The organism is Luminiphilus sp. nBUS_16, assembly GCF_051201645.1.
Lineage (GTDB): Bacteria > Pseudomonadota > Gammaproteobacteria > Pseudomonadales > Halieaceae > Luminiphilus.
Window position 1 is genome coordinate 874949 of the sequence record NZ_CP179205.1, and the last position, 25052, is coordinate 900000.

Here is a 25052-nt window from a genome sequence, read left to right on the forward strand (position 1 = left end):
TATAGCAGTCGAGCTCAAAAGGGCTGTACTCAAATCATAATAGGTTGCAGCCGCAGTGAGGAGCGCTAAACTGCCTTCCGCAACCGTTAGGCCGGAGTGTCCAGATGAACCTGTGTATGGGTCAGATCAATACTTTTGTGGGCGATTGGCAGGGTAACTGTGAACGAGTTATCGCTGCCTGCAAAAGCGCGTACGCAACATCCCCTGAGGCTGTTGTGGTGTTTCCTGAACTGACGTTGACAGGTTACCCGCCCGAAGACTTATTGTTGCGTCCTAGCCTCCAACAGGATGCTGATGCCGTCCTTGCGCAGCTATGTGCGGAGTTACCGCCAACTTTGTGGGTTGTTGTGGGATACCCCCGGCAGAGAAGCGATGGCCTCTACAACAGTGCGGGGGTTATTCATGGCGGTGAAATAGTGGCTGAGTACGACAAACAGTCGTTGCCCAATTATCAGGTTTTCGATGAAAAGCGCTACTTTCAGGCTGGCTCTGGGGCCACTGTGGTCGATATTGAGGGTGTCAAGGTGGGCATCACAATATGCGAGGATATTTGGGAGCCTGATCCGATCGCCGGTGCACGGGCAGCGGGGGCACAGCTGCTGATTAACTTAAACGCATCGCCCTTCCATCGAGGCAAACCTCAAGAGCGGCAAGCTATGGTGTCCGAGCGGGCGCGGGCAAACGATCTCCCTGTGGTTTATGTCAATCAGGTAGGAGGTCAGGATGAGCTGGTTTTCGATGGCGGCTCTTTTGCTGTTAATCGGGACGGTACCGTGGCGGTGTCTGCTGTCGACTTTGAGGAGGCGCTGTGTTGGCTCGAAGTTCACAACGAAGATTCCGATAAGCCGACCATTCGTGACGGTGCTCGAGCTCAAGCTCGGGATGATGTGGCCGCGGTATGGCAGGCATTGGTGCTTGGTGTCCGTGATTACGTGAACAAGAATGGTTTCCCAGGGGTGGTTTTGGGTCTCTCCGGAGGCATTGACTCTGCAGTGACTTTGGCCGTGGCGGTCGATGCGTTGGGTGCTGAGCGTGTGAACGCTGTGATGATGCCTTTTCGCTATACGGCATCAATATCGATTGAGGATGCCGAAGCGCAAGCGGCTGCAATGAGTGTCGCCTATCGCTCCATATCGATTGAGCCCCTTTACGAGTCCTTCACGGGTGCTCTTGCAGGGGAGTTTCAGGGCCTAGCGGCCAATATTACCGAAGAGAACTTACAGGCTCGGTGCCGAGGGGTCTTATTGATGTCGATTTCAAATAAGAAAAACCTTTTGGTACTGACGACCGGTAATAAGAGTGAGCTCGCTGTGGGTTACTCCACGCTTTACGGGGACATGGCGGGGGGATTCGATGCGCTTAAAGATTGTCCCAAAATGCTGGTTTATGCGTTGGCACGCTATAGAAATAGCCTGACCCCCTGTATTCCTGAGCGGGTCATTACCCGGCCACCATCCGCCGAATTGGCCCCGGATCAAAAAGATGAAGATAGCCTGCCGCCTTACGAGGTGCTTGATGCCATCATTGAGCACTATGTCGAGCAGGATATGAGCGCGCAAGAGATTGTTGCCCTGGGGTTTGCTGATAGCGATGTGCGACGGGTCGTGCGACTTGTTGACCTCAATGAGTACAAGCGCCGACAAGCACCTGTCGGTGTTCGTATTACACAACGAGGTTTTGGACGAGACCGTCGCTATCCGATTACCTGGGCTTGGCGCGGGCGTTAAAGCTTCAGCTTTTGTTTATGGCCCGCCTAGCTTTTTGGCCGGTAGTCAAATTGCGGCGGTTCGGGTGGGTCGAAAAGTCCCAAGGAAATTTGATTGATCCAGGAGCGGTGCAGACCATTCAAGTCATATTCGCTAACGAATTCACCGTTACTATCGAGACTGGGGTGGTCGGGGAAATTCTCATTAAGCACCGCAATTGAATCTTTAGCGAGATCGGTGAAATCTAGAAGAATGTACGCCTGAGCCATGATGGCAAGGCCGTCCGCGACGGAGGGCGTCTGCTGCATGTGCTCGACAACGTATCGGCCGCGATTCAGTGCTGCCATATAAGCACCTCGCCGAAAATAGTAATTGGCTACGTGAACTTCATGCCGGGCCAACATGTTGCGCATGTGCACCATACGCGCTCGAGCATCGGGGGCGTAGGCACTGTCAGGAAAGCGCGCAAGCAGCTGAGCAAACTCTGCGAAAGCCTCTTTGATGTGAGAGACATCCCGTTTCGTGTCGTCGGTGGGTACAAAGGATGCGAGGAAGCCGCCCTCCATATCAAAGGCAGAGAGGCCTTTCATATAATACGCGTAGTCGACATTTGGGTGCTGTGGGTGCAGCCGAATAAATCTGTCGGCAGCTTCGATGGCCGCTTCGAATTCATAGGCGCCGTAATGTGCGTAGACCAACTCTAGCTGCGCCTGTTCTGCGTAACGGCCGAAAGGGTAGCGACTCTCGAGTAATTGAAGTGTTCTGATGGCCGTATTGAAGTTACCGCTGTCCAACGATCGCTGGGCCTCGAGGTAGATTTGTTGCTCCCCGTTGTCGGCTATCTCTATATCGTCTTTACCAAACCACGAGCACGCGCTGATCGAGACGGCCAGGGCGATAAATGCGATCCATTTGGCGGCAAGGCGCATGGGCTGTAATAGGTCCGAGTACAAAAGCTTGTAATCCTCTAGGCAAAGCGTTCTCATTCCCCATTGTAACGCCAACAGGGCTCTCGCCGCCAAACAAATGGCGCGGCCCGAAGTATACGCCAAGATTGATTAGGCATGAGGTTTCTGTGAGTCACGATAAGTCCGACAGCATCGACGGTGAGGCGACCATCTCGCGTGAGCTCCATGGCAGCCGTTTTGATCAGGCTGCGGCCATTTTATTTCCCGAATTCTCCAGATCCCGCCTGCAATCTTATATCGGGGCTGGAACCCTCACCCTTGATGGCAAGGCTGTACGAGCCAAAGATAAAGTGGCTCAGGGGCAGCATGTCCTGCTGGCGGCGGCGGTGGAGCCCGCTGTGAGCTGGTCAGGTGACTCACGCCCCCTCGATATTGTTTATGAGGACGAGCATCTGCTCGTTGTCAATAAGCCAACGGGAGTCGTCGTGCATCCCGCAGCGGGCCATGCCGACGGTACCTTGGTTAACTCCTTAATTGGGTATGCCCCTGAGCTGGAGCAGTTGCCCCGTGGCGGTATCGTGCACCGATTGGATAAGGACACAACGGGCATTATGTTTGTTGCTCGCTCGTACTTGGCGCATCAGTCACTGGTAAAGCAGCTTGCAGCGCGCTCAGTTAAGCGTATTTATGCCGCGGTCTGTCGCGGTGCGCTTTCTGGTGGAGGCTCGGTCGATGCGCCAATTGGACGGCATCCCTCGGTGCGAACGCGTATGGCGGTTACCGAAGGCGGAAAACCTTCGGTAACCCATTATCGGATCGCCGAGCGATTCGGCCATCATACTGCGCTATCGGTCAGTTTGGAGACGGGAAGAACCCACCAGATAAGAGTGCACCTTGCCTCTAGGAATAACCCACTTATTGGTGACCCTGTGTACGGTGGTCGTCCTAGGCCCCCAGCGGGTGCCAGCACCGAGCTGCAAACAATGCTTCGCACTTTTTCCAGGCAGGCGTTGCACGCGCAGACCTTGGCCTTCGATCACCCAGCGACAGGGGAGCGCTGTCAGTTTGAAACACCGCTACCCGATGACCTTGTGGGGCTGTTAGACGTGCTCCGTACTCACGACGCTAATCAGCTGCTGTGACGCCTGTTTTGATGGATGTTCTTTCGGCAGATGTGGGTATATCGTGTATTCATGCGTTCACCACGCTTCGCTCACAAGGGTCCAGTGATGCACCGTTTAATAGCCTGAATTTCGGCGATCATGTTGGTGACGACCCGCTAGCTGTGACCTCAAACAGAGAGGCTTTGCGGCGCGCCTTGCCAGGTCAGGCTGCAACCCGTTGGCTGCGACAAGTTCACGGAACTGATGTGGCCGCCGCCCATGCAATTTCTGAAGGCGAAGTGCCTGTTGCAGATGCCGTGTGGACCGATCAACCGGGTTTGGCACTGGCGGTGATGACAGCCGATTGTTTGCCTATCGTTTTGGCTGGAGTTCGTGGTGATTGGGTGGCTGTCGTCCATGCGGGGTGGCGAGGGCTGGCGGCGGGTATTGTTGAGGCTGCGTTCGAGGCGGTGCCGGGAAATCCTACAGAAACTCGCGCATGGTTTGGGCCCGCTATAGGCGCCTGCTGTTTCGAGGTTGGTTCAGAGGTCCGTCAAATCTTCTTAAAACGCTTTGGGGTGGTGGCTGCAGCGAGTTTCAAGTCGACCAAAAATCCTGATAAATATCTCGCAGATTTGGCGGGTTTGGCCGCCTGCCGATTACGAGCATTGGGTATTGCAGCAGTTTCAGATTCTGGACACTGCACGGTTTGTGAGTCAGACCGTTTTTTCTCCCATCGCCGAGACGGTACGACCGGGCGCATGGCCACTGTGGCGATGATACTGCCCAAATAACATTCCCCACTTGAAATTAGAGCTTCAAGGCGCCATTTAATAGTTCAGGGCATGAGGCCCAAAGAACATGGTGAGGGGATAGTCACATGCGTATGGATAAGCTAACCAATCCGCTACAAAACGTACTGGCAGACGCGCAATCGCTGGCTGTGGGCCGCGATCAGCAGTTTATTGAGCCGATACACATTCTCAAGGCACTGCTTGATCAATCTGGGGGGTCCGCGAGCCCTCTGCTGCAGAAGGCGGGTGCTAACGGAGCTCAACTCACGGAGGCCGTAAGCGCTGCCTTGTCCCAGTTGCCAACGGTGAGTGGGGGATCGGGCGATGTGCACTTATCTCAAGATTCCAGTCGTTTGCTGAATCGGGCTGATAAATTGGCCCAGAAGCGCAACGATAGCTATTTATCCTCTGAACTTGTTTTGTTGGCGCTGGCTGATGACAGCTCCCCAGTGGCGAAGCTGATAGCGAAGTCAGGTGCGAGCCGCGCCTCTCTGGAGCAGGCCGTTGAAGAGGTGAGAGGTGGTGAGGGCGTGAATTCGGCGGAGGCCGAGGCCTCTAGACAGGCCCTTGAGAAGTACACGATAGACCTCACCGAGCTCGCCGAGATCGGTAAGCTAGATCCCGTTATTGGTAGAGATGACGAAATACGACGGACTATTCAGGTGCTGCAGCGCAGGACTAAAAATAATCCTGTGCTCATTGGTGAGCCCGGTGTCGGCAAGACGGCAATTATTGAGGGCTTAGCTCAGCGCGTTATTAACGGTGAAGTGCCTGAGGGGCTAAAAAATAAGCGTATTCTTTCATTGGATCTCGGTGCTTTGCTGGCGGGGGCGAAATTTCGCGGCGACTTCGAGGAGCGCTTAAAAGCGGTTCTCAATGAGCTTTCCAAAGAAGAGGGACGAATTATTTTATTCGTTGATGAGCTACACACGATGGTGGGGGCTGGAAAATCTGAGGGCTCTATGGATGCGGGCAACATGCTCAAGCCCGCATTGGCGAGAGGCGAACTGCACTGTGTAGGTGCGACAACTCTCAATGAATATCGTCAGTTTGTAGAGAAGGATGCCGCGCTGGAGCGACGTTTTCAAAAAGTGCTCGTAGATGAGCCTTCAGAGGAGGATACGATTGCTATTCTTCGCGGACTCAAAGAGCGATATGAGGTGCATCACGGTGTTGCCGTTACTGATAGTGCCATTATCGCCGCCGCGAAACTCAGTCAACGTTACATTACTGATCGCCAGTTACCCGATAAAGCGATTGATCTGATTGACGAGGCTGCGAGCCGTATTCGCATGGAGATTGACTCAAAGCCAGAGAGTATGGATCGATTAGAGCGGCGACTGATACAACTGAAAATCGAGCGTGAGGCCGTTAACAAAGATCAAACCGAAGCGGCACAAAAGCAAGTGGCTTTGCTCGAAGAGCAAATTGCTGAGCTCGATCAAGAGCTGTCTGATCTTGATGAGATCTTGACCGCCGAGAAGGCTGCTGTTCAGGGTGCTGCAAAGATCAAAGCCGCTATAGAGCAAGCCAAATTAGATTTGGAGATGGCCCAGCGAGCGGGTGACTTGACGCGAATGTCAGAGATTCAATACGGGGAGTTGCCTGAGCTTAACAAGCAGTTGGGTATTGCGGAGCAGGTGGAGCAAGGGCCCACGCAGCTGCTACGGAATCGAGTGACCGAAGAGGAGGTTGCTGAGGTCGTTTCCCGGTGGACGGGAATTCCTATATCGAAAATGCTCGAGGGTGATCGCGAGAAATTGCTGCGCATGGAGTCAGTGCTCCATGAACGCGTGGTGGGCCAGGATGAGGCTGTCATTGCTGTTGCCAATGCTGTGCGACGGTCTCGAGCAGGGCTGAGTGACCCCAACCGACCCAATGGTTCTTTTTTGTTTCTTGGGCCCACGGGAGTCGGTAAAACCGAGCTCTGTAAAGCTTTAGCGGGTTTTGTTTTCGACAGTGACCAGGCCATGGTGCGACTCGACATGTCGGAGTTCATGGAGAAGCATTCTGTTGCCCGACTCATCGGGGCACCCCCCGGTTACGTGGGCTATGAGGAGGGCGGTTATCTCACCGAAGCCGTTCGGCGCCGTCCTTACTCCCTCTTGCTCCTTGATGAGATCGAAAAGGCCCATCCTGATGTATTCAACATATTGCTTCAGGTATTGGAGGACGGTCGCCTGACCGACGGTCAGGGCCGCACCGTAGACTTCAAAAATACAGTCATAGTCATGACGTCTAACCTGGGCTCTGATCTTATTCAAGAGATGGCCGGGAGTGAGCAATACGACGCTATGAAAGCGGCGGTCATGGGGGTTGTGGGGAGTCATTTTCGTCCTGAGTTTATTAATCGCGTTGATGAGACTGTGGTATTTCATCCCCTTGCGCAGGCACAAATTCGAGGTATTGCAAGTATTCAGATTGAAAACCTGAGGGAGCGGCTGGCTGAACGTGATCTGGCATTGCGGTTATCGGATGATGTGCTGGACCACCTGGCTGAGGCAGGGTTTGATCCCATTTTTGGAGCCCGACCCCTGAAGAGGGCTATTCAGCAGCTGCTGGAAAACCCCTTGGCCCAGCAAATTCTGCAGGGCGATTATGCCCCCGGGGACACAATAGAGGCGCTATTAGAGGGCCAGAAAATCATCTTAAGTCGACAACAGTAAGCAAACTCAGCAGTTGTAATCGCAAAGCGATTACTGACGCTCTTTTAAGGCTCACTTTGGTGCAGGCTCCCTAATTGTTTTACGGGGAGCAACTTGATGGATTCAGGTCTAAAGGGGTGGCTGGGGTGAGTCGCTGTGTTGCCTTAACAGCTAGCTTGGTCTTACGCAGGCCCTTTGGGCGCGGCGGCAGAGGTGTCCATAATTGCGGGAAAGCAGCGGATTTCCACGCTGGGTTTTCCCTTCTAGAGCTCGTCATTGTGTTGGGCCTTGTAGGCGTCCTAGCGACGCTTGCCCTGCCCAGCTATCAAAATTATTTGAGAACAGCGACGGTGAGAGAGGGGGCTATGAGCTTGTTGGCTTTAGCCCTGTTGCAAGAACGTCTGCGCATTACCCGCGGCGAGTATCAGCCAGTGTCGGTGTTATTAACTTATCAGCCTCTCTCGGACCGGCTGCGCCGTCATTATCGGTTGGCTGCAGCGGTGTCAAAGCGCCCGTCTGAGTTTGTGCTCTCGCTGAATCCAACAGTAACAGCGGGAGGCTATCCCTCTCTGACGCTAGATAGCCGGGGGCGGCGTGAACCAGCTCAACATTGGCCCTGAATTTTTTCTGATTAGCTTCCCATGTTGCTAGATGCTCTGATCGCAAGCGTTCTCGGTACGATCATTTTACTGAGCTTGTTTATTTTGACCGAGAACATTCTCCTAACCGATGCCGAAAACTTAAAGTTGACGGTCTCTCACACTCACCTGCGCAGCGTTGAGGGATATTGGCGGCGCGCGAAATTCTTGGGTCAGGAGATTCAAGTGGGCGACAGGCTCTGCCGGCTTTACCCGCAATGGGTGCAAGGTTGGTGTGATGATTGGATGCAGATTAAGGCTGAATGGCATATCGATGCCGTGTTGTGTATTGCAAGGGGTCAAGATGAGATCTTTGCAACAATACGAATGCGTAGCCACCGTTGCCCGATTGGCGATGGACCCGTGCTGCAATACCGGTGGCCCGCATTTTAATGTGGAGTCGGTTCTGTCGAACTGCTGGTTCAACATCAGCAAACAATCAGTGCACAGCGACAGGTTTTTCTTTGGTCGAGGTATTAATTGCGTTAGCACTCGGTACTTGGTTGGTGTCATCGGTTGGCTTAACGGCACAGCGGTTGTGGCTTATGGCACGCTTATCGAGTGATGAGGTCGAATTGGCCGAGCGCGGTGATTTTGCGTTGTGGCATTTGTCTCAGGCTTTACTGAGTGCCTCGCCGATCACTAACGCAGGCGTTGATTTGTCGCCCTGTGGTGTATTTCAGTCAGGGCGCGATAGCGCGGATAGCGCAAAAACAGGCGTGGGAATTCGGGTGGTCAGGCGAGGGCAGTTTCCGTGCTTGCCTTCCAAAAATATTCTGGAAAATTTGCCTTTTCTTATTGTAGAGCAGGCGCGATTAGGTCTCGAGACGAGGTGTGAGGAGAGTGCACCGTCTTTGGGTTGGCTCGAAGGTTCTGCCCGTGATTTTGCATTAGCGTCTGGCGAGGCCGCTGGTACTCCGTCTCGCATTAAGATCGTTACTGAGGATTGCTCGACCGTTATCTCTGCGAAATATTCTGGGTTAAGACGCCTTTATTACCTGAGAGATTTTGCATGGGATGAGGGTGATGGTTTTGGCGCGCTCATGATGAAGACCTGGAGGCCGGAACACCGAGACTTTGGTCGCGCAGAAATGCTGGTGCCTGGAGTGGTTAATTGGATTGTCGAACCCGTGAGATTTTCAGTAGGGACCTCGAGCGGGGAAAACCGGCAACTGGTGGTTGGTGTCAACCTCAGCCTGACCTTGCGGAGTGTGCGCTCAGGTTTCAATGGCCTTACCGCACCACAATTAGCGTATCCAGCGTTATCTGAGGGCTCGAGTCAAAGGATGACAGTGGCAGCCTTGGTGCTTAGTCGGAATCTGCGCGCCCCCGCATTTTATGAGCGAATCCCGTGATCGAACGAGTAAAAGGGGAGTCTCTGGGCGCTGGTAAGCATCAGTCTGGAGCGATATATATCGCCATTGTTGTGGTGATCTGCCTTGTCACCACATTAATCCTGCTGGCCGCTTACGAGGGATCTGTGGTTGGTCTGCTGAGACATGGCGCCCAAAAACCTGTTGTTGATGGCCTTGTGCGCCGTCCTACGAGCTCAAAACTCTAGAATTTTTCCTAGGTAGACCTGATTCACATTCATCGGCTCTCGTATTATAACTTACGAAACGCATTTCAAGACGCGTCTTGCAATGCAAAACACAACAGCAGGCGATTAATGTTGGGGTATTGGCAGTTAATTGTCAGTTTTAGGTGATGCTATGCCGAGCTCAATGAATAAAAGGTCAGGATTTACGCTGATAGAACTTCTCATCGCCATCGCTATTGTGGGAGTTCTGGCAGCAACGGCTTATCCCTCCTATCGAGAGCACATTCGAAAGGGGAATCGGGCGGCAGCTCAGGCTTTTATTTTGGAAATAGCACAGCGTCAGCAGCAGCATTTCATAAACAGTCGAGCTTATGCGACAACACTCACGGCCTTGGGCTTTCCGGCGGACGTGCTTTCGGCCTTCCCCGGGAGTACCTCTATAGCGAACGACGTAGCGCCCTTTTACACCATAGGAAGCACTGATCTAGGTGCTTCTAATGGTCCACCACCGTCCTTTCTGCTTCGTCTACAACCTGTTGTAGAAAGTGTGCAGCTGGGTGATGGGACTCTCTGCATGACCAATGCGGGGGCTCGAACCCGGAACTGCCAAACCGGCGGTGCCACGGAGGCGTGGTAATGAAAAGGTCGGACGGATTTACGTTGGTTGAGTTGCTGATGGGGCTCGCTATTTTGTCCATCGTGACCACGACTGTGGTCCCCTCTTTTTCTCAGTTACTTGCGGAGCAGCGTCTCAGGCAAGTCAGTAATGAACTTCGGTTGTCTTTGGCACTGGCCAGATCGGAGGCAATAAAGCGTAATGAGTCAGTCAATGTGCTGCCCACAGCAACGAATTGGAGTGATGGCTGGTGCGTGGAGATTGATGCGGCTGCTGGCTGCACTCAGACGCCACTAGGAGCTTATGTGGTTCCGCAAAGTATCAGGGTGAATGGCCATTCTGAGGTGACTAAAGTCGCGTTTAATAGTTGGGGGAGGTCGGGTAATTGTCCCCGATTTGAAATTGAGACATCTGTAGCTGACCGCACGTGCAGCGTCTGTCTTTACGTCGAAACTGACGGTCGCGCTATCGCAGCGCCCGGAGTTTGTGCCAATCAATGTCCCGGTGTGAGCTCCGACTATTCGTGGTCCGGAGCGTGCAGCTCATGACTGTAAAAAGCGACAGCGGATTTACTCTGATCGAAGTGCTGGTCACTTTTTTGATTACTTCCGTTGGGCTCTTGGGGTTGGCGGCGTTGCAGGTCAACGTTATGAATGACCAGTTTGAGGCAATACAGCGGGCTCAAATAACAGCAATGGTTGACGACATGGCCGCGAGGATCCGCATGAACCCCAAAGCGGCGGAAGCGGGGACTTACACACAGGATCTGATTGAGGGGGGTGCTGGCTACTATGGGTCGCTGGACGTGCAGCCAGCGTGCTCCTCCCCAACAGCAGTGCTTCGCGATCTTTGTGATTGGAATCGCACGATTGCCGGTGCGGCCCGAGTGTCTGAGGGGCAAAATCTTGCATCGCCGTTAGGGGCGCGTGGTTGTATTGAGTCAGCTGCTGCAAGTGGGAGTGGTGAAACGATTATCCGAGTGAGCATTGCCTGGCAGGGCATGATGAACTCGGTTGCACCGTCAGCCTCCTGCGGTAGTGGTCAGTACGGAAGCGAAAATCTACGTCGTGCTGTTTACCGTGATGTTGCCGTGAGATGAACATGGGCCCGCCAACTAGCGCTCGCAAGCAGCACGGCGTGGGTTTAATCGAGATCATGATCGCAATGGCTCTAGGTATCGTTGTTGTCTTGGGTATCACAACACTATTCGCCGATACGAGTAGAAGTCTGGCGAGTGTCGATCGATCGGGTCGTCAAATAGAAAATGCGCTATTTACGCTGGAGGTTTTAGCTGCCGAGCTTTCTTTGGGCGGTTATTGGGGTGGTGCAAATTACCCCGTCGATGCAGAGACACAAATTTTCGTCTTAGGGGAAGTGCCTGACTCAGTTCCCTCAGAACTGAGTTGGAATGTTGCTAGCGAGTCGCCTCCAACCTGTCTTGGTGTTGGTGGGATCATTACTAACACGAGTAACAACGCTAAAGCCGAGCTCGCTTTTGCTATGGAATATCCGCTGTTCTCGGCGCCGGGAGCTTCGCTGAATCGAGAAATAAATGCGGGTAAATGTGGTGGTGTGACGGCGCAGGCAAATGAGAGTTCGAACTATTTTGTGATTCGGCGTGCCGGCAGCTGTGCGACCGGAGCACCGCCAAAGCCGGTACTCAATCAATGCCGGCCCTTGGGGGATTATTTTCACCTCCAGACCAATGGTTGCTATTCCGAAAACCTAGGACTGTCTGGTGGCGAGATAAAGCTTGAAAAAGTTAACGATGCCAATGTGGAAGGGCTTCTGCCCTACACCAGCTTCGACTGTGAGTCTCCAGCGCCAATTTATAGATTTGTGTCGCGGATTTATTTTGTTGATCAAAATGGCACTTTCACCCGCTTGTACTTAGATGGCGTGGGTGGTGCTCTGGGGTTCAAGGCAGAGGTGCTTGTTGAGGGCGTCGAATTGCTTCGCTTCGAATGGTTTATCGATACGAATGGAGATGGTGAGTACGACCGGGTCACGCAAACTCCTGACGCCGTTGAATGGCCTAACGTAATTGGTGTGAAAATTTGGACTGTTGTCCGATCAACCGAACGGGAGCCGGGGTACTCCGACGCGGCAACTTATACGATCGCCGGAGAGTCTTGGTCAGTGCCCTCTGCAAATAAAAACTTCCGCAGGGTGGTGCACAGTAAAACCGTGGATATCGTCAACATTGGTGGTCGCAGGCGGTGATGTCACCTATGAAAGAGCGAGGATTGGTGTTGCTGGTCGCGTTGATCATGCTGCTATTAGTTACCATCATGGGGGTGGCGGCTGCTAGTCAAGTTCAAAATAACTTGAGGGTGGTTTATAACGTCGAGGCTCGAAGCGCTGCAAGAAATGCAGCACTGACAGCAATTCAAGAGGCGATAGCAACACCGGGGTTTCTCCAAGGGGAGCAGGCTTTTACCTCGGGATGTAACGGCAGTAGTTATGCCCGCTGTCTCGACCTCACTGGCGATGGCGTTGAAGACGATATTGTGGTCGAAATGTCCCGGCCACGTTGTATTTCTGCATATCCACTTCGCAACTCTCAGCTCAATGCGCTCAGTGATCCTAAAGATGCGAGTTGCTTTACCCCAGGCCTCTATTCTCTCTGCGCAGAGGCGCTATGGGAGGTCACGGCTGTGGCGAGTGATGCAACCACTGGTGCCAAAGTGGAGGTGCGGCAGGGGTTGCAAACACGCACCACCCTAAACTTATTGGCGTCAGCGTGTAGCTGATAGCGATAACTCAAAGTACGGGAGTCGGTGTATGAGCAGGCCATCAGATCGATTTTTCTTAGGGTATATCGTCGCGCTTATTATGGCTCCCTGCTTTGCTTTAGCTGAAGATATTGACCTGTTTGCCAGTGGCCTCACGACTGAAGGGGTTAGCGATACTTTACCCAATGTGATTTTTGTACTGGATAACACGTCTAATTGGTCTCGGCAGAGTCAGAAGTGGCCCGGGGGTTTAAAGCAGGGGCAGTCCGAGGTGCTGGCAATACGCAATACGATGGCGGCCCTGCCTGACAACGTTGACGTAAACGTTGGTATTTTCGAATTTACAACTCAGGGTAACGCTAATCAGGATGGTGGGTATGTTCGGTTCGACCTGCAACCGTATCAGGGGGCCAAAGCCGCTTTTAACACAACGCTCGATGAGATCTATGAGGGTATTAACGATCCAAATGAGAAGCGTAATTCCAACAGTTCTCTGGGGAACTTGGTGGCAGATTTCTATCACTATCTGGCAGGGGATGCCTCTCTTTTTAGTGGCGCAGGAACCCCGTCTGCTCTTGCAGACGCGGGCGGCTACGCAGTGCCTTGGAGCCGTTTCGCTTCGCCTTTAACTTCGGCCATGCTCTGCACAAAGACCTACATGATTTTTATTGGTAATCCTGATTCCAACGGTCCCGAATCTGATGATCAAAGCAATTCAACGGCGTTAGCTGAGCTTTACGCCGATTTCAATATGACGCCCCCAGCGGCATTAGCTGGAGCGCCCTCGGGTGGCTTGAGCATGCCTAAATACCAAACGCGTTCGGTATCCCAGGGGAGCACTAACCAGATAGATTTGGGTTTTTCGGCGCAGTGCTACGCGGGGCCTTCAGCGTGCTCTGGTGGTATTTTTGGGGCGCCATCTGAGGCTGCTTCGATAACGGCAGCATGCGTTGATGCTGCTGCTGGATGTTTTTGCAGTGCCAGTAACGCTAAGACCAACCGCAGTAAAAGCGGCTGCCCTGGTCAGGGCAACAGCCAGCAGTACAAGTACCGAGTTTTTCAAAACCCCGGAGTGACAGAAGATGGCGGGCACTCGGCGACGGATCTTCTCATCGACGGTGTTGATTACAACTTTGATGATTGGACTAAATTTCTCAAAGAATTTGGCGTCCCGGTGACGGTCACCGGCGATGACGGTAGCACCGAGATTTATCGAGCTCAGGTCACCACTTATACGGTTGATGTTTATAACGCCAAGCCCAATGCACTCCACTCCGCACTGCTTGATAGTGCCGCAGAGCAGGGGGGTGGTTACAGACAATCAGCAACCAACGCCGCGGAGCTTGAGGCGGCACTGAATCGCGTATTTGGCGATATTATCGACATTAATACGTCTTTCTCCGCGGTAACTCTACCGCTGTCCTCGGCCAATCGAGCGCAGGCCGACAATCGCGTATTTGTCGGTATGTTCAGGCCTGGTGCTGATCGTGAGCCACGGTGGTTGGGGAATCTTAAGCAGTATCAGCTTGCCTTTTTCAACGGCCAGATTGAATTAGCCGATGTAAATCTTGAGCGCGCGATCAACCCTCAAACGGGTTTTTCTCAGTCTTGTGCAACCAGTTTTTGGACCTCTGATACGAGCGATGTCGATGCCTCGATGAGTGGTCTTCAGCCGTATTTTGATGGATTAGCCCTTGATCCAAATCCGGTTAGCACGTGTTCGCCCACTGTGCTTGCGGGTCGCAGTGTTTTGTCTGACTCTCCCGACGGCCCATTTGTTGAAAAAGGAGGTGCTGCACAGCAAATCCGAAATCAAATTACATCGTCAGGAGCTAGCGCCAGGGTTGTTTTGACTGAGTCGGGGCAGGCGCTACGCGCGCTTAGCGTCAATGATCTTAGTGATGCTGCGTACTACCGTTATGTGGTCGGGGAAAACCCGGGTTTACGAGGAGGTGACGCGAAGATTCCCGTTGGTAACGGTTTGTATGGCACCAACCCTAATTTGAATTCAACCGAACGTATGCCTGCTTCGGGATTACGGGCAACCATTCATGGCGATATTGTGCATTCGCGGCCATTGACGGTCAGTTACGGATCAAAGTCAGATGGCGGGACTTTGTTTCGTGTTTTTTATGGGAGCAATGACGGTGTTTACAGAAGCCTTGACCCAGATTCAGGGTCTGAGGATTGGGCTTTTATTGCGCCAGAGCACTATCAGGGCATTGAGCGGCAATATCGGAATACGCCTTCGATAAGTTACTTCGGATTAGATGCTGCACTGACCACCGATATTGACGCCGAAAACAAAGATTATTTCTTCGATGGCTCTACGGGTGTCTACACAAAATACAACACTTCTGGTCAGCTCACGACGGGCTTCATTTTCCCGACAATGCGCCGCGGTGGCCGTATGCTCTACGGCTTTGATATCAGTCCTGCTGGGGGGCAGGCGGGCACCCCGCCGGACAGCCCGAGCTTGCTTTGGAAGTTGGGATGCCCCAGCTCAGCACAGGATACAGGTTGCACCCCGGGATTTTCTAACGTTGGACTGACTTGGTCGACCCCAGTTGTGGGTTACATCGAGGGCTATCAAGAGGGGGCTCGCCCAGTGTTGATGATGGGTGGGGGATGGGACAGCTGTCTGGATGTAGACAGCGCTGCCTACGCGTGTTCGGGCACGGTCAAAGGGGACAGTGTCTTTTTTGTCGATGCCCGCAGCGGTGAGCTGTTGGCAGAATTGGCGACTGATGCCCCTGTGGTGGCCGAGCTAGAGTTACTGGATATTGATTTCGATGGTTACATCGATTTTGTTTACGCTGCCGATGCGGCTGGAGGTTTGTATCGGATTTCTCTGAGTCAACTTCCCGGTGCTCAAGCGACATCAACGGTGCCTATGGGCCAGTCCGCTTGGTTCATAAAAAAAATCGCAAGCGTCGCTAGCTCCAGCCGGCGATTCATGAGCCGACCGGTTGTGGGTGCTTTGGGGGCTGACGTTTTTGTCACTTTGGGCAGTGGCGATCGTGAGCGTCCCCTCAAACAAAACTACCCCTACAAGCAACAGGTCGCTAATCGTTTTTATGTCTTTATTGATCGTCCCACTGTTGGAGGCGACGAAACTGAATTGGCGGCACGCCCAACCATAAACTTGGATGGCGGTTCCTTGTTGAACGCCGCGCTGGGGTTGGCCCCGGGAGCCGCGATCACCGATTACGACGGTTGGTATATCGACCTGTTGGATCGTGGCGAGCAAGTTGTGAATCAGTCGGCGATCGGTGGCGGGCAAGTATTTTTTAACACGTTTCAGCCCAATGGTGGAAATAGTGGGATGTGCAGCAATTTAGGGGTGTCAAAAGCCTACCGTATTCCCTTGTTCACGCCGAAAAATGATGTCGGTGAGGAGTTTGGTGAAGGGATACCCATTCCGCCAATCATAGTAACGGTGAGGCTAGATTCTAATGGCAGTAGTTGTCAGGGTACTGGATGTGGAGCTGGCGAGCTGACAGATGATGTGGTCACTGTTTGCATTGGATGCAAAGGCTTTGATCCGGTCAAGATTGAACCCTTGGGTGCCGAAGTTCTCAACGAGGCTTTCCGGGTGGAAAACATTGATCGGTTGTAAGCTTGAAACTCAGCAGTGACGGTCCTCTACTTGGCGAGCGTCATTCAGCTTCCGTTCAATTTCCTCTGAAGACATAAATCGCACGGTACCGTCAGGGTCTTCTGTACGTATTCTCGAAAAATTCTCGTAGGTATAAATATTGTCCTGAGCGTGTTTGCAAAGATCAGCATTTTTCTGGATACGCACAGACGCCGCTGGAGTGTTGTCATTGCTTGTGCTTTGGTTGGAAGCGTTGTTAACGCCTGCTTGCTGTTTGTTTGAGGTTGGTTGCTGCATCTGATCAGGTCTGGCACCGCTTTGGCCGCTTTGGCCGCTTTGGCCGCTTTGGCCGTATTGGGCGCTGTTGAGGGTTGTATGCGGTGTGCCTGGGGGCGGTGGTCGATCGCTAATCACGGGCCTGCCATTGCTGTCATTCCATCGATACATCACTGCAGCCTCTGTGGGATGTGCCAGCATGAAGAGTAGGCATGCGGTGGCGAGCGTGGCTGCCCAGCTGAGGACTGTCGACATAGCGGATCCCAAAATTAACTCTACGACACTCAAGCTACTGTGATCTTTGCTTTTCGGCAATATCACACGGTGTTAATGCTGAGCATTTCTTGACTTTTTTGCGGCACCTTTCCACTATGTTCCCCGTCACGCGAACGGCAACGGCTAACGATGAGTACCCTCATCCGCTGGCCCACCCCCATGACGGGATAGTTATGAGGGCTGTTTGCGGGTTCCGTCTGGTGCGTTTGCGCACTTCGGGCTCGACACTGCGCTACCCCGCAGGCCGACCGATACACGGGTTTCGTGATCGCTGTTCTGGCAAGGTGGCTAGGAATTGATCCGACCAGTGTTTCGTGCGACAGGCAGCGGCGGTGGGGTAGAGGCGTAAGCCTGTAGCTCCCGTCAGTGTATGACACCCCCAACATTGGGAGCGAAACATGGAACAATTATCTGGCGGCGAAATGATCGTCCGGGCTTTGGAAGACGAAGGCGTTGAGTATGTTTTCGGATATCCAGGCGGAGCGGCCCTGCATATTTATGATGCAATTTTTAAGCTCGACGCGGTGCCCCACATCCTAGTACGTCACGAACAGGCAGCTACCCATGCGGCGGATGGCTATGCGCGTGCGACCGGCAAACCCGGCGTTGTCCTGGTGACTTCGGGCCCAGGTGCGACTAATGCGATCACTGGCATAGCGACAGCCTACATGGATTCGATTCCCATGGTTGTGCTGGCGGGACAGGTTCAGACGCATTTAATCGGTGAGGACGCGTTTCAAGAAACCGACATGGTTGGGGTGTCGCGCCCCATCGTCAAACACAGTTTCATGGTGAAACGCACCGAGGATATCCCCTCAATCATTAAGAAGGCCTTTTATATTGCAACTACCGGAAGGCCGGGCCCCGTGGTGATTGATATCCCCAAGGATTTGACCCATCCGGAACAAAAGTTTGATTACCACTATCCCGAGAGTGTCAGTCTGCGCTCCTATCAGCCTTCAAATAAAGGACACACAGGCCAGATCCGTAAGGCCGCTAGATTATTGTTGTCGGCCAAGCGACCTGTGATCTATGCAGGTGGCGGGGTGATTCAGGGAGAAGGCTGTGAGCTGCTGACTACGCTAGCGCAAAATCTGAATTACCCGGTCACTAATACCTTGATGGGGTTAGGTGCTTACCCGGGTTCTGATCGTCAGTTCTTGGGTATGTTGGGAATGCATGGTTTTTATGAAGCGAACATGGCCATGCACCATTCCGACGTTATTTTGGCGGTGGGCGCTCGCTTTGATGATCGAGTGACTAACACAGTGGGTAAGTTTTGCCCTGGCGCAAAGATTATTCATATTGATGTAGACCCTGCGTCTATCGCCAAAATTGTGCCTGTCGACATTCCAATCGTGGGTCCAGTTAAGACAGTTTTGACGGAGCTGTTGACTCAGATCGATGCTCAATTGCAAGGGAGTGATCGCGAAATGCCCGAACCTGCTGCATTGGCTCAATGGTGGCAGCAGATCGAAAGTTGGCGTGAGGCCCACGGACTTTGGCACGGACGTCGTTACGGGGAGAGTGAGTTGGCGATGCCTCAGGACGTTATTAAATGCCTTTATGAGGTGACCGAGGGTGATGCGTACGTAACATCTGACGTTGGACAGCACCAAATGTTTGCCGCGCAGTATTATAAATTTGACAAGCCTCGCCGCTGGATCAATTCCGGCGGGCTGGGAACCATGGGCTTTGGTCTTCCCGCAGCCATGGGCATTAAGTTGGCTCTGCCCGATGCCGAGGTAGCTTGCGTGACAGGTGAGGGAAGTATTCAAATGAATATTCAGGAGCTGTCGACCTGTGCGCAGTACGGTACGCCGATAAAAATAATCAGCTTGCGCAACAATTATCTGGGGATGGTAAAGCAGTGGCAGGACATGCAGTACGAGGGCCGTTATTCAGAGAGTCATTACGCGGCTTCGCTGCCTGATTTTGTGAAACTTGCTGAATCTTTCGGCCACGTGGGCATGAAAGTAGAAAAGCGGGACGATCTCGAGGCAGCGATGCGCGAGGCTTTTGCCCTGAAGGACCGTTTGGTGTTTCTGGATGTTTTCGTTGAGCCCCATGAACACGTTTACCCAATGCATGTGGCACCTAGCGGTGCGATGAAAGATATGTGGCTCAGCAAGACGGAGAGAACCTAACATGCGACGTATTCTATCTGTATTACTAGAAAATGAAGCGGGAGCCCTGTCCCGTGTCGTGGGACTCTTTTCGCAGCGCGGTTACAACATCGAATCGCTGAATGTGGCGCCCACGGACGATCATTCCTTGTCACGTCTAACGCTGACCACCTCAGGGGACGATCTAAAAATTGAGCAGATCAACAAGCAGCTAAATAAGCTGATTGATGTGGTTAAAGTCGTTGACCTGACTGAGGGTGCCCACGTTGAGCGAGATCTTCTACTGGTGAAGGTCCGCGCCGTTGGATCGCAGCGGGATGAAGTTAAGCGGACCACCGATATTTTTCGCGGTCAAATCATAGATGTGGGACCTGAAACGTATGTCATTCAGTTGACGGGGCCTACAGAAAAGCTGGATTCTTTTGTTGCGGCTCTGGGCGACGCGGAAATTATGGAAGTGGTGCGCTCTGGTGTGGCGGGTATGGCGCGAGGAGAAAAGGTTCTGGCGCCTTAATCAAGGCACCTTAAATAACGCCGCTGTCCTTTCTTGCATTGCGGCCACATGGGTCCAGCGTATAGACTCCCCGCCATAAATTTTATAATTACTGGGGGAGTTCCTTATGGCGTTTGATCTAATTATGCCGCCGATAGTTGGTTTGGCCGGTCTACTCGTGGCTTTCGTCATCTATAACGTGATGTCTAAGCACGACGCAGGGCCCGATAACGTAAAGCGTATCGCGGACCAAATTCATGTCGGTGCGATGGTATTTATGCACCGCGAGTACAAAATGTTGGCTGCTTTTGCTGCAGTGCTGGTACTGGGCATATTCTTGTCACCACTAGGCCAAGATACCGCCATTGCCTTCGTTGTCGGCGCGGTTTCTTCCGCGACTGCTGGCTACCTGGGTATGTATGCTGCGACCCGCGCCAACGTCAGAACTGCCGTAGCCGCTAATGATCACGGCCCAGCGAAGGCGTTGAATATTGCCTTCTATGGCGGCTCCATCATGGGCTTGTGCGTGGCATCACTGGGCTTAATTGGCTTAGGTGGACTCTTCTTATACTTCGGAACTGATGTGGAGTCGGTCCACTCAATTCATGGGTTCGGCATGGGCGCCTCGGTTGTGGCGCTGTTTTCTCGCGTTGGCGGTGGTATCTACACCAAAAGTGCGGATGTCGGTGCCGACCTGGTGGGTAAAGTGGAAGCAGGCATTCCTGAGGACGATCCTCGCAACCCAGGTGTGATCGCGGATAACGTGGGCGACAACGTGGGCGATATCGCCGGCATGGGATCGGACATCTTTGAGAGCTATTGTGGTTCGATGATCGCTTGTATTGCGATCGCCGCGACGATGGCTGTCGCCGCCGACCAGCAAACTTCACTGATGATGTTGCCGCTCGGTTTAGCTACGGTGGGTCTGCTGGCCTCGTTTATCGGCATTATTCTGGTACGCGCCCGTTCTTCTGCAGCGCCTGAAGATGCACTGCGCAGTGGTACCCTGGCAGCTCCCGTCGTATTTGCCGCTATGGCATGGTTTCTCGTTCAATCTCTAGGCCTAGAAGCCAAGGTTTGGTGGGCGGTTGTTGCAGGTGCTGTCGGTGGCGTCGCTATCGGGCTGATTACCGAGTACTACACAGGCGGTAGCCCCGTTCGCAAGATTGCGAAGTCAGGGGAAACCGGACCCGCGACGGTCATGATCACGGGTCTTGCCGTTGGCATGGAGTCGGTGGTTGTTCCCATTTTGGCGCTAGCCGCGATTATTTATGCTTCTACCGAGCTCGCAGGGCTGTACGGTGTGGGCATCGCCGCGGTGGGTATGCTTTCTACTGTCGGTATTACTATGGCGATTGATGCCTACGGACCCGTCGCGGATAACGCAGGTGGCATCGCTGAGATGTCAGGCATGGGTGAGGACACCCGAAAAATCACGGATGGTCTTGATGAGGTGGGCAACACCACGGCGGCCATTGGTAAAGGCTTTGCTATCGGTGCCGCAGCGCTTGCTGCTCTTGCGATCATCGCGGCCTATGTCAGCACCGTATCGGTGCTCAATCCCGGCTTCACCCTTGAATTGTCTGAGCCTCAGGTTCTGATAGGCATGTTCATTGGTGGTTCGATACCGTTCCTTATTGCCTCTATCACCATGACAGCGGTGGGCGAGGCGGCTTTTGACATGATTAATGAGATTCGCCGGCAGTTCAGAGAAATTCCCGGTCTCCTCGAGGGCACCGCTGATCCTGATACCGAGCGCTGCGTCGACATTGCGACGACGGCGGCCCTGAAGCGAATGATTCTGCCAGGGGCGATTGCCGTACTTGCACCTGTGGTCGTGGGCTTCGGTCTCGGCCCTGAATCTTTGGGTGGCATGTTGGCAGGGGGCTTGTTGGGCTGCGTTCTGATGGCACTAATGATGGCGAATGCCGGTGGAGCCTGGGATAACGCCAAAAAGTTTGTTGAAAAGGGCAATCTTGGCGGCAAGGGTTCCGATACTCATTCCGCCGTTGTCGTTGGCGACACAGTGGGCGACCCCTTCAAAGACACTTCTGGCCCCTCCATGAACATTTTGATTAATGTGATGGCAATTGTCAGCCTCGTGATAGCGCCCCTGCTTTGATTTAGGTCGCACTTGCTTGCGTGATACGCCCGATGACATTGGGCATAAAAAAGGAGCCGAAGGCTCCTTTTTTTTGTGCTTTGAAACGACTCAGGCGATGGACTTCATTTCCGTCATGTAGCCTCGTAATTCCTCGCCCACTAACTCTACCGTGTGGTTGCGAATTTCAGCATTGACCTCAATGAGCGTTTTATTGTCGACGCCATTGTCGCCCGTCATGCCCCCGCCAATCACATCGCTGTCCACGGACTGCATAAACTCAGCCAACAAAGGTCTGGCGGCTTGGTCAAAAAGGTAGCAGCCGTATTCCGCGGTGTCAGATATCACAACATTCATTTCGTACAACTTTTTTCGAGCAATCGTATTAGCAATAAGCGGTGTTTCGTGGAGTGACTCATAGTAAGCCGACTCTTCGATGATACCGGCATCCACCATAGTCTCGAATGCCAGCTCTACACCGGCCTTGACCATGGCAATCATCAAAATGCCCTTGTCGTAGTACTCCTGTTCCGAGATGTCTTCCTCAGTGAGCGCCTGCTTTTCAAAGGCTGTCTCATTGGTTTCGGCGCGCCACTTTAAAAGGTTGGCATCGTCCTGTGCCCAATCTGCCATCATGGTGCTCGAGAACACACCAGAGATAATGTCGTCTTGATGCTTCTCAAAAAGTGGACGAAGGATGTCTTTCATGCTCTCAGACAATTCGAAAGCTTTGATTTTCGCCGGGTTTGTCAGGCGGTCCATCATGTTGGTAATGCCGCCCTGCTTGAGACCTTCAGTGACCGTTTCCCAGCCGTATTGTACCAATTTGGCGGCATATCCCGGATCAGTGCCTAGTGCGACCATTCGGTCGAAGCAAAGTAGCGATCCTGACTGCAGCATGCCGCACAATATCGTCTGTTCACCCATCAGGTCTGACTTTACCTCGGCAATGGGAGAGGATTCTAGAACGCCAGCCTTGTGGGCACCGGTACCCGCTGCAAGCGCCTTTGCGATGGCCATGCCTTTGCTCTGAGGGTCGTTTTCACGGTGCACGGCAATCAGGGTGGGAACCCCGAAGCCCCGCTTGTATTCTTCTCTGACTTCAGTTCCCGGGCATTTTGGGCACATCATCACTACGGTGAGATCTTTCCGGATTTGCATGCCTTCTTCGACCAAGTTAAAGCCGTGGGCGTAATCGAGGCACGCCCCTTCTTTCATGAGTGGCATTACAGCATTAACGACCGGTGTGTGCTGCTTATCGGGCGTAAGGTTCATCACCACGTCTGCCGTGGGGATCAGTGCTTGGTAATCGCCGACCTTAAAGCCGTTATCAGTGGCCCGCTGCCATGAGGCCCGTTTTTCAGTAATCGCCTCGGGTCTCAGTGCGTAAGCTACGTCAAGCCCACTGTCTCTGAGGTTTAGGCCTTGGTTAAGGCCCTGCGCCCCGCAGCCGATAATAACAATTTGCTTGCCGCGCAAGGCATCCACACCGTCAGCGAATTCAGAGCGGTCCATGAATCGGCATTTACCAAGCTCTTCGAGCTGAATACGTAGGGGTAGCGTATTGAAATAGTTGCTCACCGTGTTCTCCTGAGGGTGTTTTTAAAGGTGTGCTGCTTTGAAAAATCGGCGCCGAGTATACCCTCTAGCATTTGAAAAAGCTTGTTGTGGCCTTTGTGTCGAGGCTTTTTTTGCAAATCTCCCGCAGATTATCTGGCACTGTTAAACTGTGGGCGCATTTTCAACGAATGAGCCCTATGTCTACTACTGACGCTGACAATAAAGAAGACGACAATTTTGAGCGCGCTGCCGAGCAGATTGAAGCGCCCCTGACGTCGCTGGTAGGCGACTACGAAGAAACCCACGGCTCGGAGGCTGCGGCCCCTGCTCGTGGTGTATTCCTACTACCTAACCTGTTCACAACCGGCGCCTTGTTCTGCGGCTTTTACTCAGTGATAGCCGGTATGCAGGGTGATTTCTACTCGGGGTCCGTCGCTATCCTGGTGGCGATGATCTTTGATGGGCTCGATGGTCGAGTCGCCCGGCTGACGCACACGACCAGTGCTTTTGGCGCTGAGTACGACAGTTTGTCAGATATGATTTCCTTCGGAATTGCACCTGCGTTGCTCATGTTCAATTGGGCTTTAGTGGATACGGGGAAGCTGGGATGGGTCGCTGCGTTTCTGTACACGGCCTGCGCGGCATTGAGGCTTGCGCGCTTCAACACGCAACGAGATTCGGTGGATGCGGGTTATTTTGTGGGGCTGCCCAGTCCCGCGGCGGCGGCTGCCGTGACGGGCAGTGTTTGGCTGGGTCAGACCCATGAGTTGCCCGCTTCTATCCTGCCGCTGGCCTGGCTCCACGCTGTGCTGCTGGCGGGCCTAGGTTTTCTTATGATTGCCAGATTTCCCTATTTTAGTTTTAAAAGCATCAAGCTGGACGGCCGCGTTCCTTTTGTTCGTATTTTCCTGATGGTAGGCGTGCTGGCCCTTATCGCTCTGGACCCCCCTTTGTTTATCTGGGTGTTTTCTTTTCTCTTTGCTGTTTCAGGGCCGATTCAGCACCTGCGTCAAAATGTTGTTCAGAGAGCCCAAAAGGAGGATGAAGCCCGTGCCACGCAAGATTCTTAATGTGCCTCAGATTGCTTCCTCTGAAATAACTCCAGAGTCGGTCTGGCTCGATCGCAGAAATTTGATGAAAGCAGCAGCTGCAGGGGCGCTGGTGAATACTTTGCCCACTCAGGCTGCTGCAGCACCTGCCGCAAAGCCGCTGTCTTACAGCCAAGCTAAGTGTGATGCCTGTTCGACAGAAGAGACGCTGACGCCGGTCGAGGACGCGACTAGCTACAACAACTTTTACGAATTTGGGACTGATAAATCAGATCCCGCTGAGCACGCCCATACTATGATCACTGACCCCTGGTCGGTGGAGGTATCTGGATTGGTCAACAAGCCGGGCAAGCTGAACCTAGAAGATGTTCTGGGTGGTTTTGATCTAGAAGAGCGAATCTACCGGTTTCGGTGCGTTGAGGCGTGGAGCATGGTCGTGCCTTGGATTGGGTTTCCCTTAGCGGATTTGTTGCGGCGTTTTGAGCCCACGGCAGACGCGCGCTATGTTGCTTTTAAAACGCTCTACCGGCCTGAGGAAATGCGCGGTACGCGATCATTCACCTCGGTTATCGATTGGCCCTATAAAGAGGGCCTGAGACTGGACGAGGCAATGCACCCCTTAACGTTGATGACCGTGGGCCTCTACGGAAAGACGTTGCCTAACCAAAGTGGTGCTCCGCTACGGCTCATTGTGCCCTGGAAGTACGGCTTCAAAAGCATTAAGTCGATAGTGTCAATTGAGTTAACCGACCGACAACCGCAAACCTCATGGCAGGAGCTTGCTGCTCATGAGTATGGGTTTTTCAGTAACGTAAACCCCGAAGTCGACCACCCCAGATGGAGCCAGCGTTACGAAAGGCGGTTACCGTCGTCGTTGTTTAAGCCTAA

General features: G+C 53.2%; 22 protein-coding genes (1 of these 22 cut by a window edge). 19 read left to right on the forward strand and 3 right to left on the reverse strand.

Going from position 1 to position 25052, the window contains the following annotated elements:
* Positions 1-104 precede the first annotated feature (104 nt).
* Positions 105-1727, forward strand: a complete 1623-nt coding sequence (locus ACMAY6_RS03955; RefSeq protein WP_435214630.1) for an NAD+ synthase — start codon at positions 105-107, stop codon at positions 1725-1727.
* A 26-nt stretch (positions 1728-1753) separates the two neighbouring features.
* On the opposite strand, the gene ACMAY6_RS03960 is transcribed toward ACMAY6_RS03955, so the two are convergent.
* Positions 1754-2635, reverse strand: coding sequence for an outer membrane protein assembly factor BamD (locus tag ACMAY6_RS03960; protein WP_435215944.1), 882 nt, complete (start codon positions 2633-2635; stop codon positions 1754-1756).
* A 146-nt stretch (positions 2636-2781) separates the two neighbouring features.
* Here ACMAY6_RS03960 and rluD point away from each other — a divergent pair, with 146 nt between their 5' ends.
* The 13 genes from rluD to ACMAY6_RS04025 all read left to right on the forward strand — a co-directional run bounded on the left by rluD (position 2782) and on the right by ACMAY6_RS04025 (position 16304).
* Positions 2782-3756, forward strand: coding sequence for a 23S rRNA pseudouridine(1911/1915/1917) synthase RluD (gene rluD, locus ACMAY6_RS03965; protein WP_435214632.1), 975 nt, complete (start codon positions 2782-2784; stop codon positions 3754-3756).
* Between the two features lie 11 nt (positions 3757-3767).
* On the forward strand, positions 3768-4511 hold the full coding sequence (pgeF, locus tag ACMAY6_RS03970; protein ID WP_435214634.1) for a peptidoglycan editing factor PgeF: 744 nt from the start codon (positions 3768-3770) through the stop codon (positions 4509-4511).
* Between the two features lie 86 nt (positions 4512-4597).
* On the forward strand, positions 4598-7177 hold the full coding sequence (gene clpB, locus ACMAY6_RS03975; protein ID WP_435214636.1) for an ATP-dependent chaperone ClpB: 2580 nt from the start codon (positions 4598-4600) through the stop codon (positions 7175-7177).
* Positions 7178-7302: 125 nt separating this feature from the next.
* Positions 7303-7776 (forward strand): type IV pilin protein, encoded by a 474-nt coding sequence (locus ACMAY6_RS03980; protein WP_435214638.1) that lies wholly within the window; start codon positions 7303-7305, stop codon positions 7774-7776.
* 21 nt (positions 7777-7797) lie between these two features.
* Positions 7798-8187: a hypothetical protein gene (locus ACMAY6_RS03985; RefSeq protein ID WP_435214640.1), complete on the forward strand. Its 390-nt coding sequence runs from the start codon at positions 7798-7800 to the stop codon at positions 8185-8187.
* 71 nt (positions 8188-8258) lie between these two features.
* Positions 8259-9149 (forward strand): hypothetical protein, encoded by an 891-nt coding sequence (locus ACMAY6_RS03990; RefSeq protein WP_435214641.1) that lies wholly within the window; start codon positions 8259-8261, stop codon positions 9147-9149.
* Positions 9146-9355, forward strand: coding sequence for a hypothetical protein (locus tag ACMAY6_RS03995; RefSeq protein ID WP_435214642.1), 210 nt, complete (start codon positions 9146-9148; stop codon positions 9353-9355). The genes ACMAY6_RS03990 and ACMAY6_RS03995 overlap by 4 nt, the downstream gene beginning before the upstream one ends.
* Positions 9356-9518: 163 nt before the next feature.
* A complete protein-coding gene (locus tag ACMAY6_RS04000) occupies positions 9519-9971 on the forward strand; it encodes a type IV pilin protein (RefSeq protein WP_435214644.1) in 453 nt (150 codons plus the stop codon).
* Positions 9971-10498, forward strand: coding sequence for a GspH/FimT family pseudopilin (locus ACMAY6_RS04005; protein WP_435214645.1), 528 nt, complete (start codon positions 9971-9973; stop codon positions 10496-10498). Before ACMAY6_RS04000 ends, ACMAY6_RS04005 begins: the two co-directional genes overlap by 1 nt.
* Complete coding sequence (pilV, locus tag ACMAY6_RS04010; RefSeq protein WP_435214647.1) at positions 10495-11049, forward strand: type IV pilus modification protein PilV; 555 nt, start codon at positions 10495-10497, stop codon at positions 11047-11049. The genes ACMAY6_RS04005 and pilV overlap by 4 nt, the downstream gene beginning before the upstream one ends.
* Positions 11050-11051: 2 nt before the next feature.
* Positions 11052-12173: a PilW family protein gene (locus tag ACMAY6_RS04015; protein ID WP_435214649.1), complete on the forward strand. Its 1122-nt coding sequence runs from the start codon at positions 11052-11054 to the stop codon at positions 12171-12173.
* An 8-nt stretch (positions 12174-12181) separates the two neighbouring features.
* The gene (locus ACMAY6_RS04020) at positions 12182-12703 is read left to right on the forward strand and encodes a hypothetical protein (RefSeq protein WP_435214651.1); all 522 of its coding nucleotides are present in this window, start codon (positions 12182-12184) and stop codon (positions 12701-12703) included.
* 31 nt (positions 12704-12734) lie between these two features.
* Positions 12735-16304 (forward strand): pilus assembly protein, encoded by a 3570-nt coding sequence (locus ACMAY6_RS04025; RefSeq protein WP_435214653.1) that lies wholly within the window; start codon positions 12735-12737, stop codon positions 16302-16304.
* Positions 16305-16313: 9 nt separating this feature from the next.
* Here ACMAY6_RS04025 and ACMAY6_RS04030 read toward each other — a convergent pair whose 3' ends face one another.
* Positions 16314-16814: a DUF4124 domain-containing protein gene (locus ACMAY6_RS04030; RefSeq protein WP_435214655.1), complete on the reverse strand. Its 501-nt coding sequence runs from the start codon at positions 16812-16814 to the stop codon at positions 16314-16316.
* A gap of 419 nt (positions 16815-17233) precedes the next feature.
* Between ACMAY6_RS04030 and ACMAY6_RS04035 the strand changes: the two genes are divergently transcribed.
* The 3 genes from ACMAY6_RS04035 to ACMAY6_RS04045 all read left to right on the forward strand — a co-directional run bounded on the left by ACMAY6_RS04035 (position 17234) and on the right by ACMAY6_RS04045 (position 21576).
* Positions 17234-18982 (forward strand): acetolactate synthase 3 large subunit, encoded by a 1749-nt coding sequence (locus ACMAY6_RS04035; RefSeq protein WP_435214656.1) that lies wholly within the window; start codon positions 17234-17236, stop codon positions 18980-18982.
* Between the two features lies 1 nt (position 18983).
* A complete protein-coding gene (gene ilvN / locus ACMAY6_RS04040) occupies positions 18984-19475 on the forward strand; it encodes an acetolactate synthase small subunit (RefSeq protein ID WP_435214658.1) in 492 nt (163 codons plus the stop codon).
* 106 nt (positions 19476-19581) lie between these two features.
* A complete protein-coding gene (locus tag ACMAY6_RS04045) occupies positions 19582-21576 on the forward strand; it encodes a sodium-translocating pyrophosphatase (protein ID WP_435214660.1) in 1995 nt (664 codons plus the stop codon).
* Positions 21577-21666: 90 nt separating this feature from the next.
* Here ACMAY6_RS04045 and ilvC read toward each other — a convergent pair whose 3' ends face one another.
* Positions 21667-23136 carry a ketol-acid reductoisomerase gene (gene ilvC / locus ACMAY6_RS04050; protein ID WP_435214662.1) on the reverse strand — a complete coding sequence of 490 codons (1470 nt, stop codon included), beginning with the start codon at positions 23134-23136 and terminating at the stop codon, positions 21667-21669.
* A 176-nt stretch (positions 23137-23312) separates the two neighbouring features.
* On the opposite strand from ilvC, the gene pssA reads away from it, so the two are divergent.
* Together pssA and msrP are read left to right on the forward strand one after the other, a co-directional pair.
* Positions 23313-24185, forward strand: coding sequence for a CDP-diacylglycerol--serine O-phosphatidyltransferase (gene pssA / locus ACMAY6_RS04055; protein ID WP_435214664.1), 873 nt, complete (start codon positions 23313-23315; stop codon positions 24183-24185).
* A protein-coding gene (gene msrP, locus ACMAY6_RS04060; protein ID WP_435214666.1) for a protein-methionine-sulfoxide reductase catalytic subunit MsrP crosses the window boundary here: on the forward strand, positions 24157-25052 show its 5' portion. Its footprint extends 85 nt past the window's final position; only the first 896 of its 981 coding nucleotides appear in the window; its start codon is at positions 24157-24159; its stop codon lies off the right edge, out of view. Before pssA ends, msrP begins: the two co-directional genes overlap by 29 nt.

Bases quoted from the DNA above. Each gene is read 5' to 3' on its own strand.
- pssA (WP_435214664.1), top strand. From the start codon at position 23,313: ATGTCTACTACTGACGCTGACAATAAAGAAGACGACAATTTTGAGCGC.
- pgeF (WP_435214634.1), top strand. From the start codon at position 3,768: ATGGATGTTCTTTCGGCAGATGTGGGTATATCGTGTATTCATGCGTTC.
- ACMAY6_RS03960 (WP_435215944.1), bottom strand. From the start codon at position 2,635: ATGCGCCTTGCCGCCAAATGGATCGCATTTATCGCCCTGGCCGTCTCG.
- clpB (WP_435214636.1), top strand. From the start codon at position 4,598: ATGCGTATGGATAAGCTAACCAATCCGCTACAAAACGTACTGGCAGAC.
- ACMAY6_RS03955 (WP_435214630.1), top strand. From the start codon at position 105: ATGAACCTGTGTATGGGTCAGATCAATACTTTTGTGGGCGATTGGCAG.
- ACMAY6_RS04030 (WP_435214655.1), bottom strand. From the start codon at position 16,814: ATGTCGACAGTCCTCAGCTGGGCAGCCACGCTCGCCACCGCATGCCTA.
- ACMAY6_RS04000 (WP_435214644.1), top strand. From the start codon at position 9,519: ATGAATAAAAGGTCAGGATTTACGCTGATAGAACTTCTCATCGCCATC.
- ACMAY6_RS03985 (WP_435214640.1), top strand. From the start codon at position 7,798: ATGTTGCTAGATGCTCTGATCGCAAGCGTTCTCGGTACGATCATTTTA.
- ACMAY6_RS04045 (WP_435214660.1), top strand. From the start codon at position 19,582: ATGGCGTTTGATCTAATTATGCCGCCGATAGTTGGTTTGGCCGGTCTA.
- ACMAY6_RS04015 (WP_435214649.1), top strand. From the start codon at position 11,052: ATGGGCCCGCCAACTAGCGCTCGCAAGCAGCACGGCGTGGGTTTAATC.
- ACMAY6_RS04020 (WP_435214651.1), top strand. From the start codon at position 12,182: ATGAAAGAGCGAGGATTGGTGTTGCTGGTCGCGTTGATCATGCTGCTA.
- ACMAY6_RS04005 (WP_435214645.1), top strand. From the start codon at position 9,971: ATGAAAAGGTCGGACGGATTTACGTTGGTTGAGTTGCTGATGGGGCTC.
- pilV (WP_435214647.1), top strand. From the start codon at position 10,495: ATGACTGTAAAAAGCGACAGCGGATTTACTCTGATCGAAGTGCTGGTC.
- ACMAY6_RS04035 (WP_435214656.1), top strand. From the start codon at position 17,234: ATGGAACAATTATCTGGCGGCGAAATGATCGTCCGGGCTTTGGAAGAC.
- ACMAY6_RS04025 (WP_435214653.1), top strand. From the start codon at position 12,735: ATGAGCAGGCCATCAGATCGATTTTTCTTAGGGTATATCGTCGCGCTT.
- ilvN (WP_435214658.1), top strand. From the start codon at position 18,984: ATGCGACGTATTCTATCTGTATTACTAGAAAATGAAGCGGGAGCCCTG.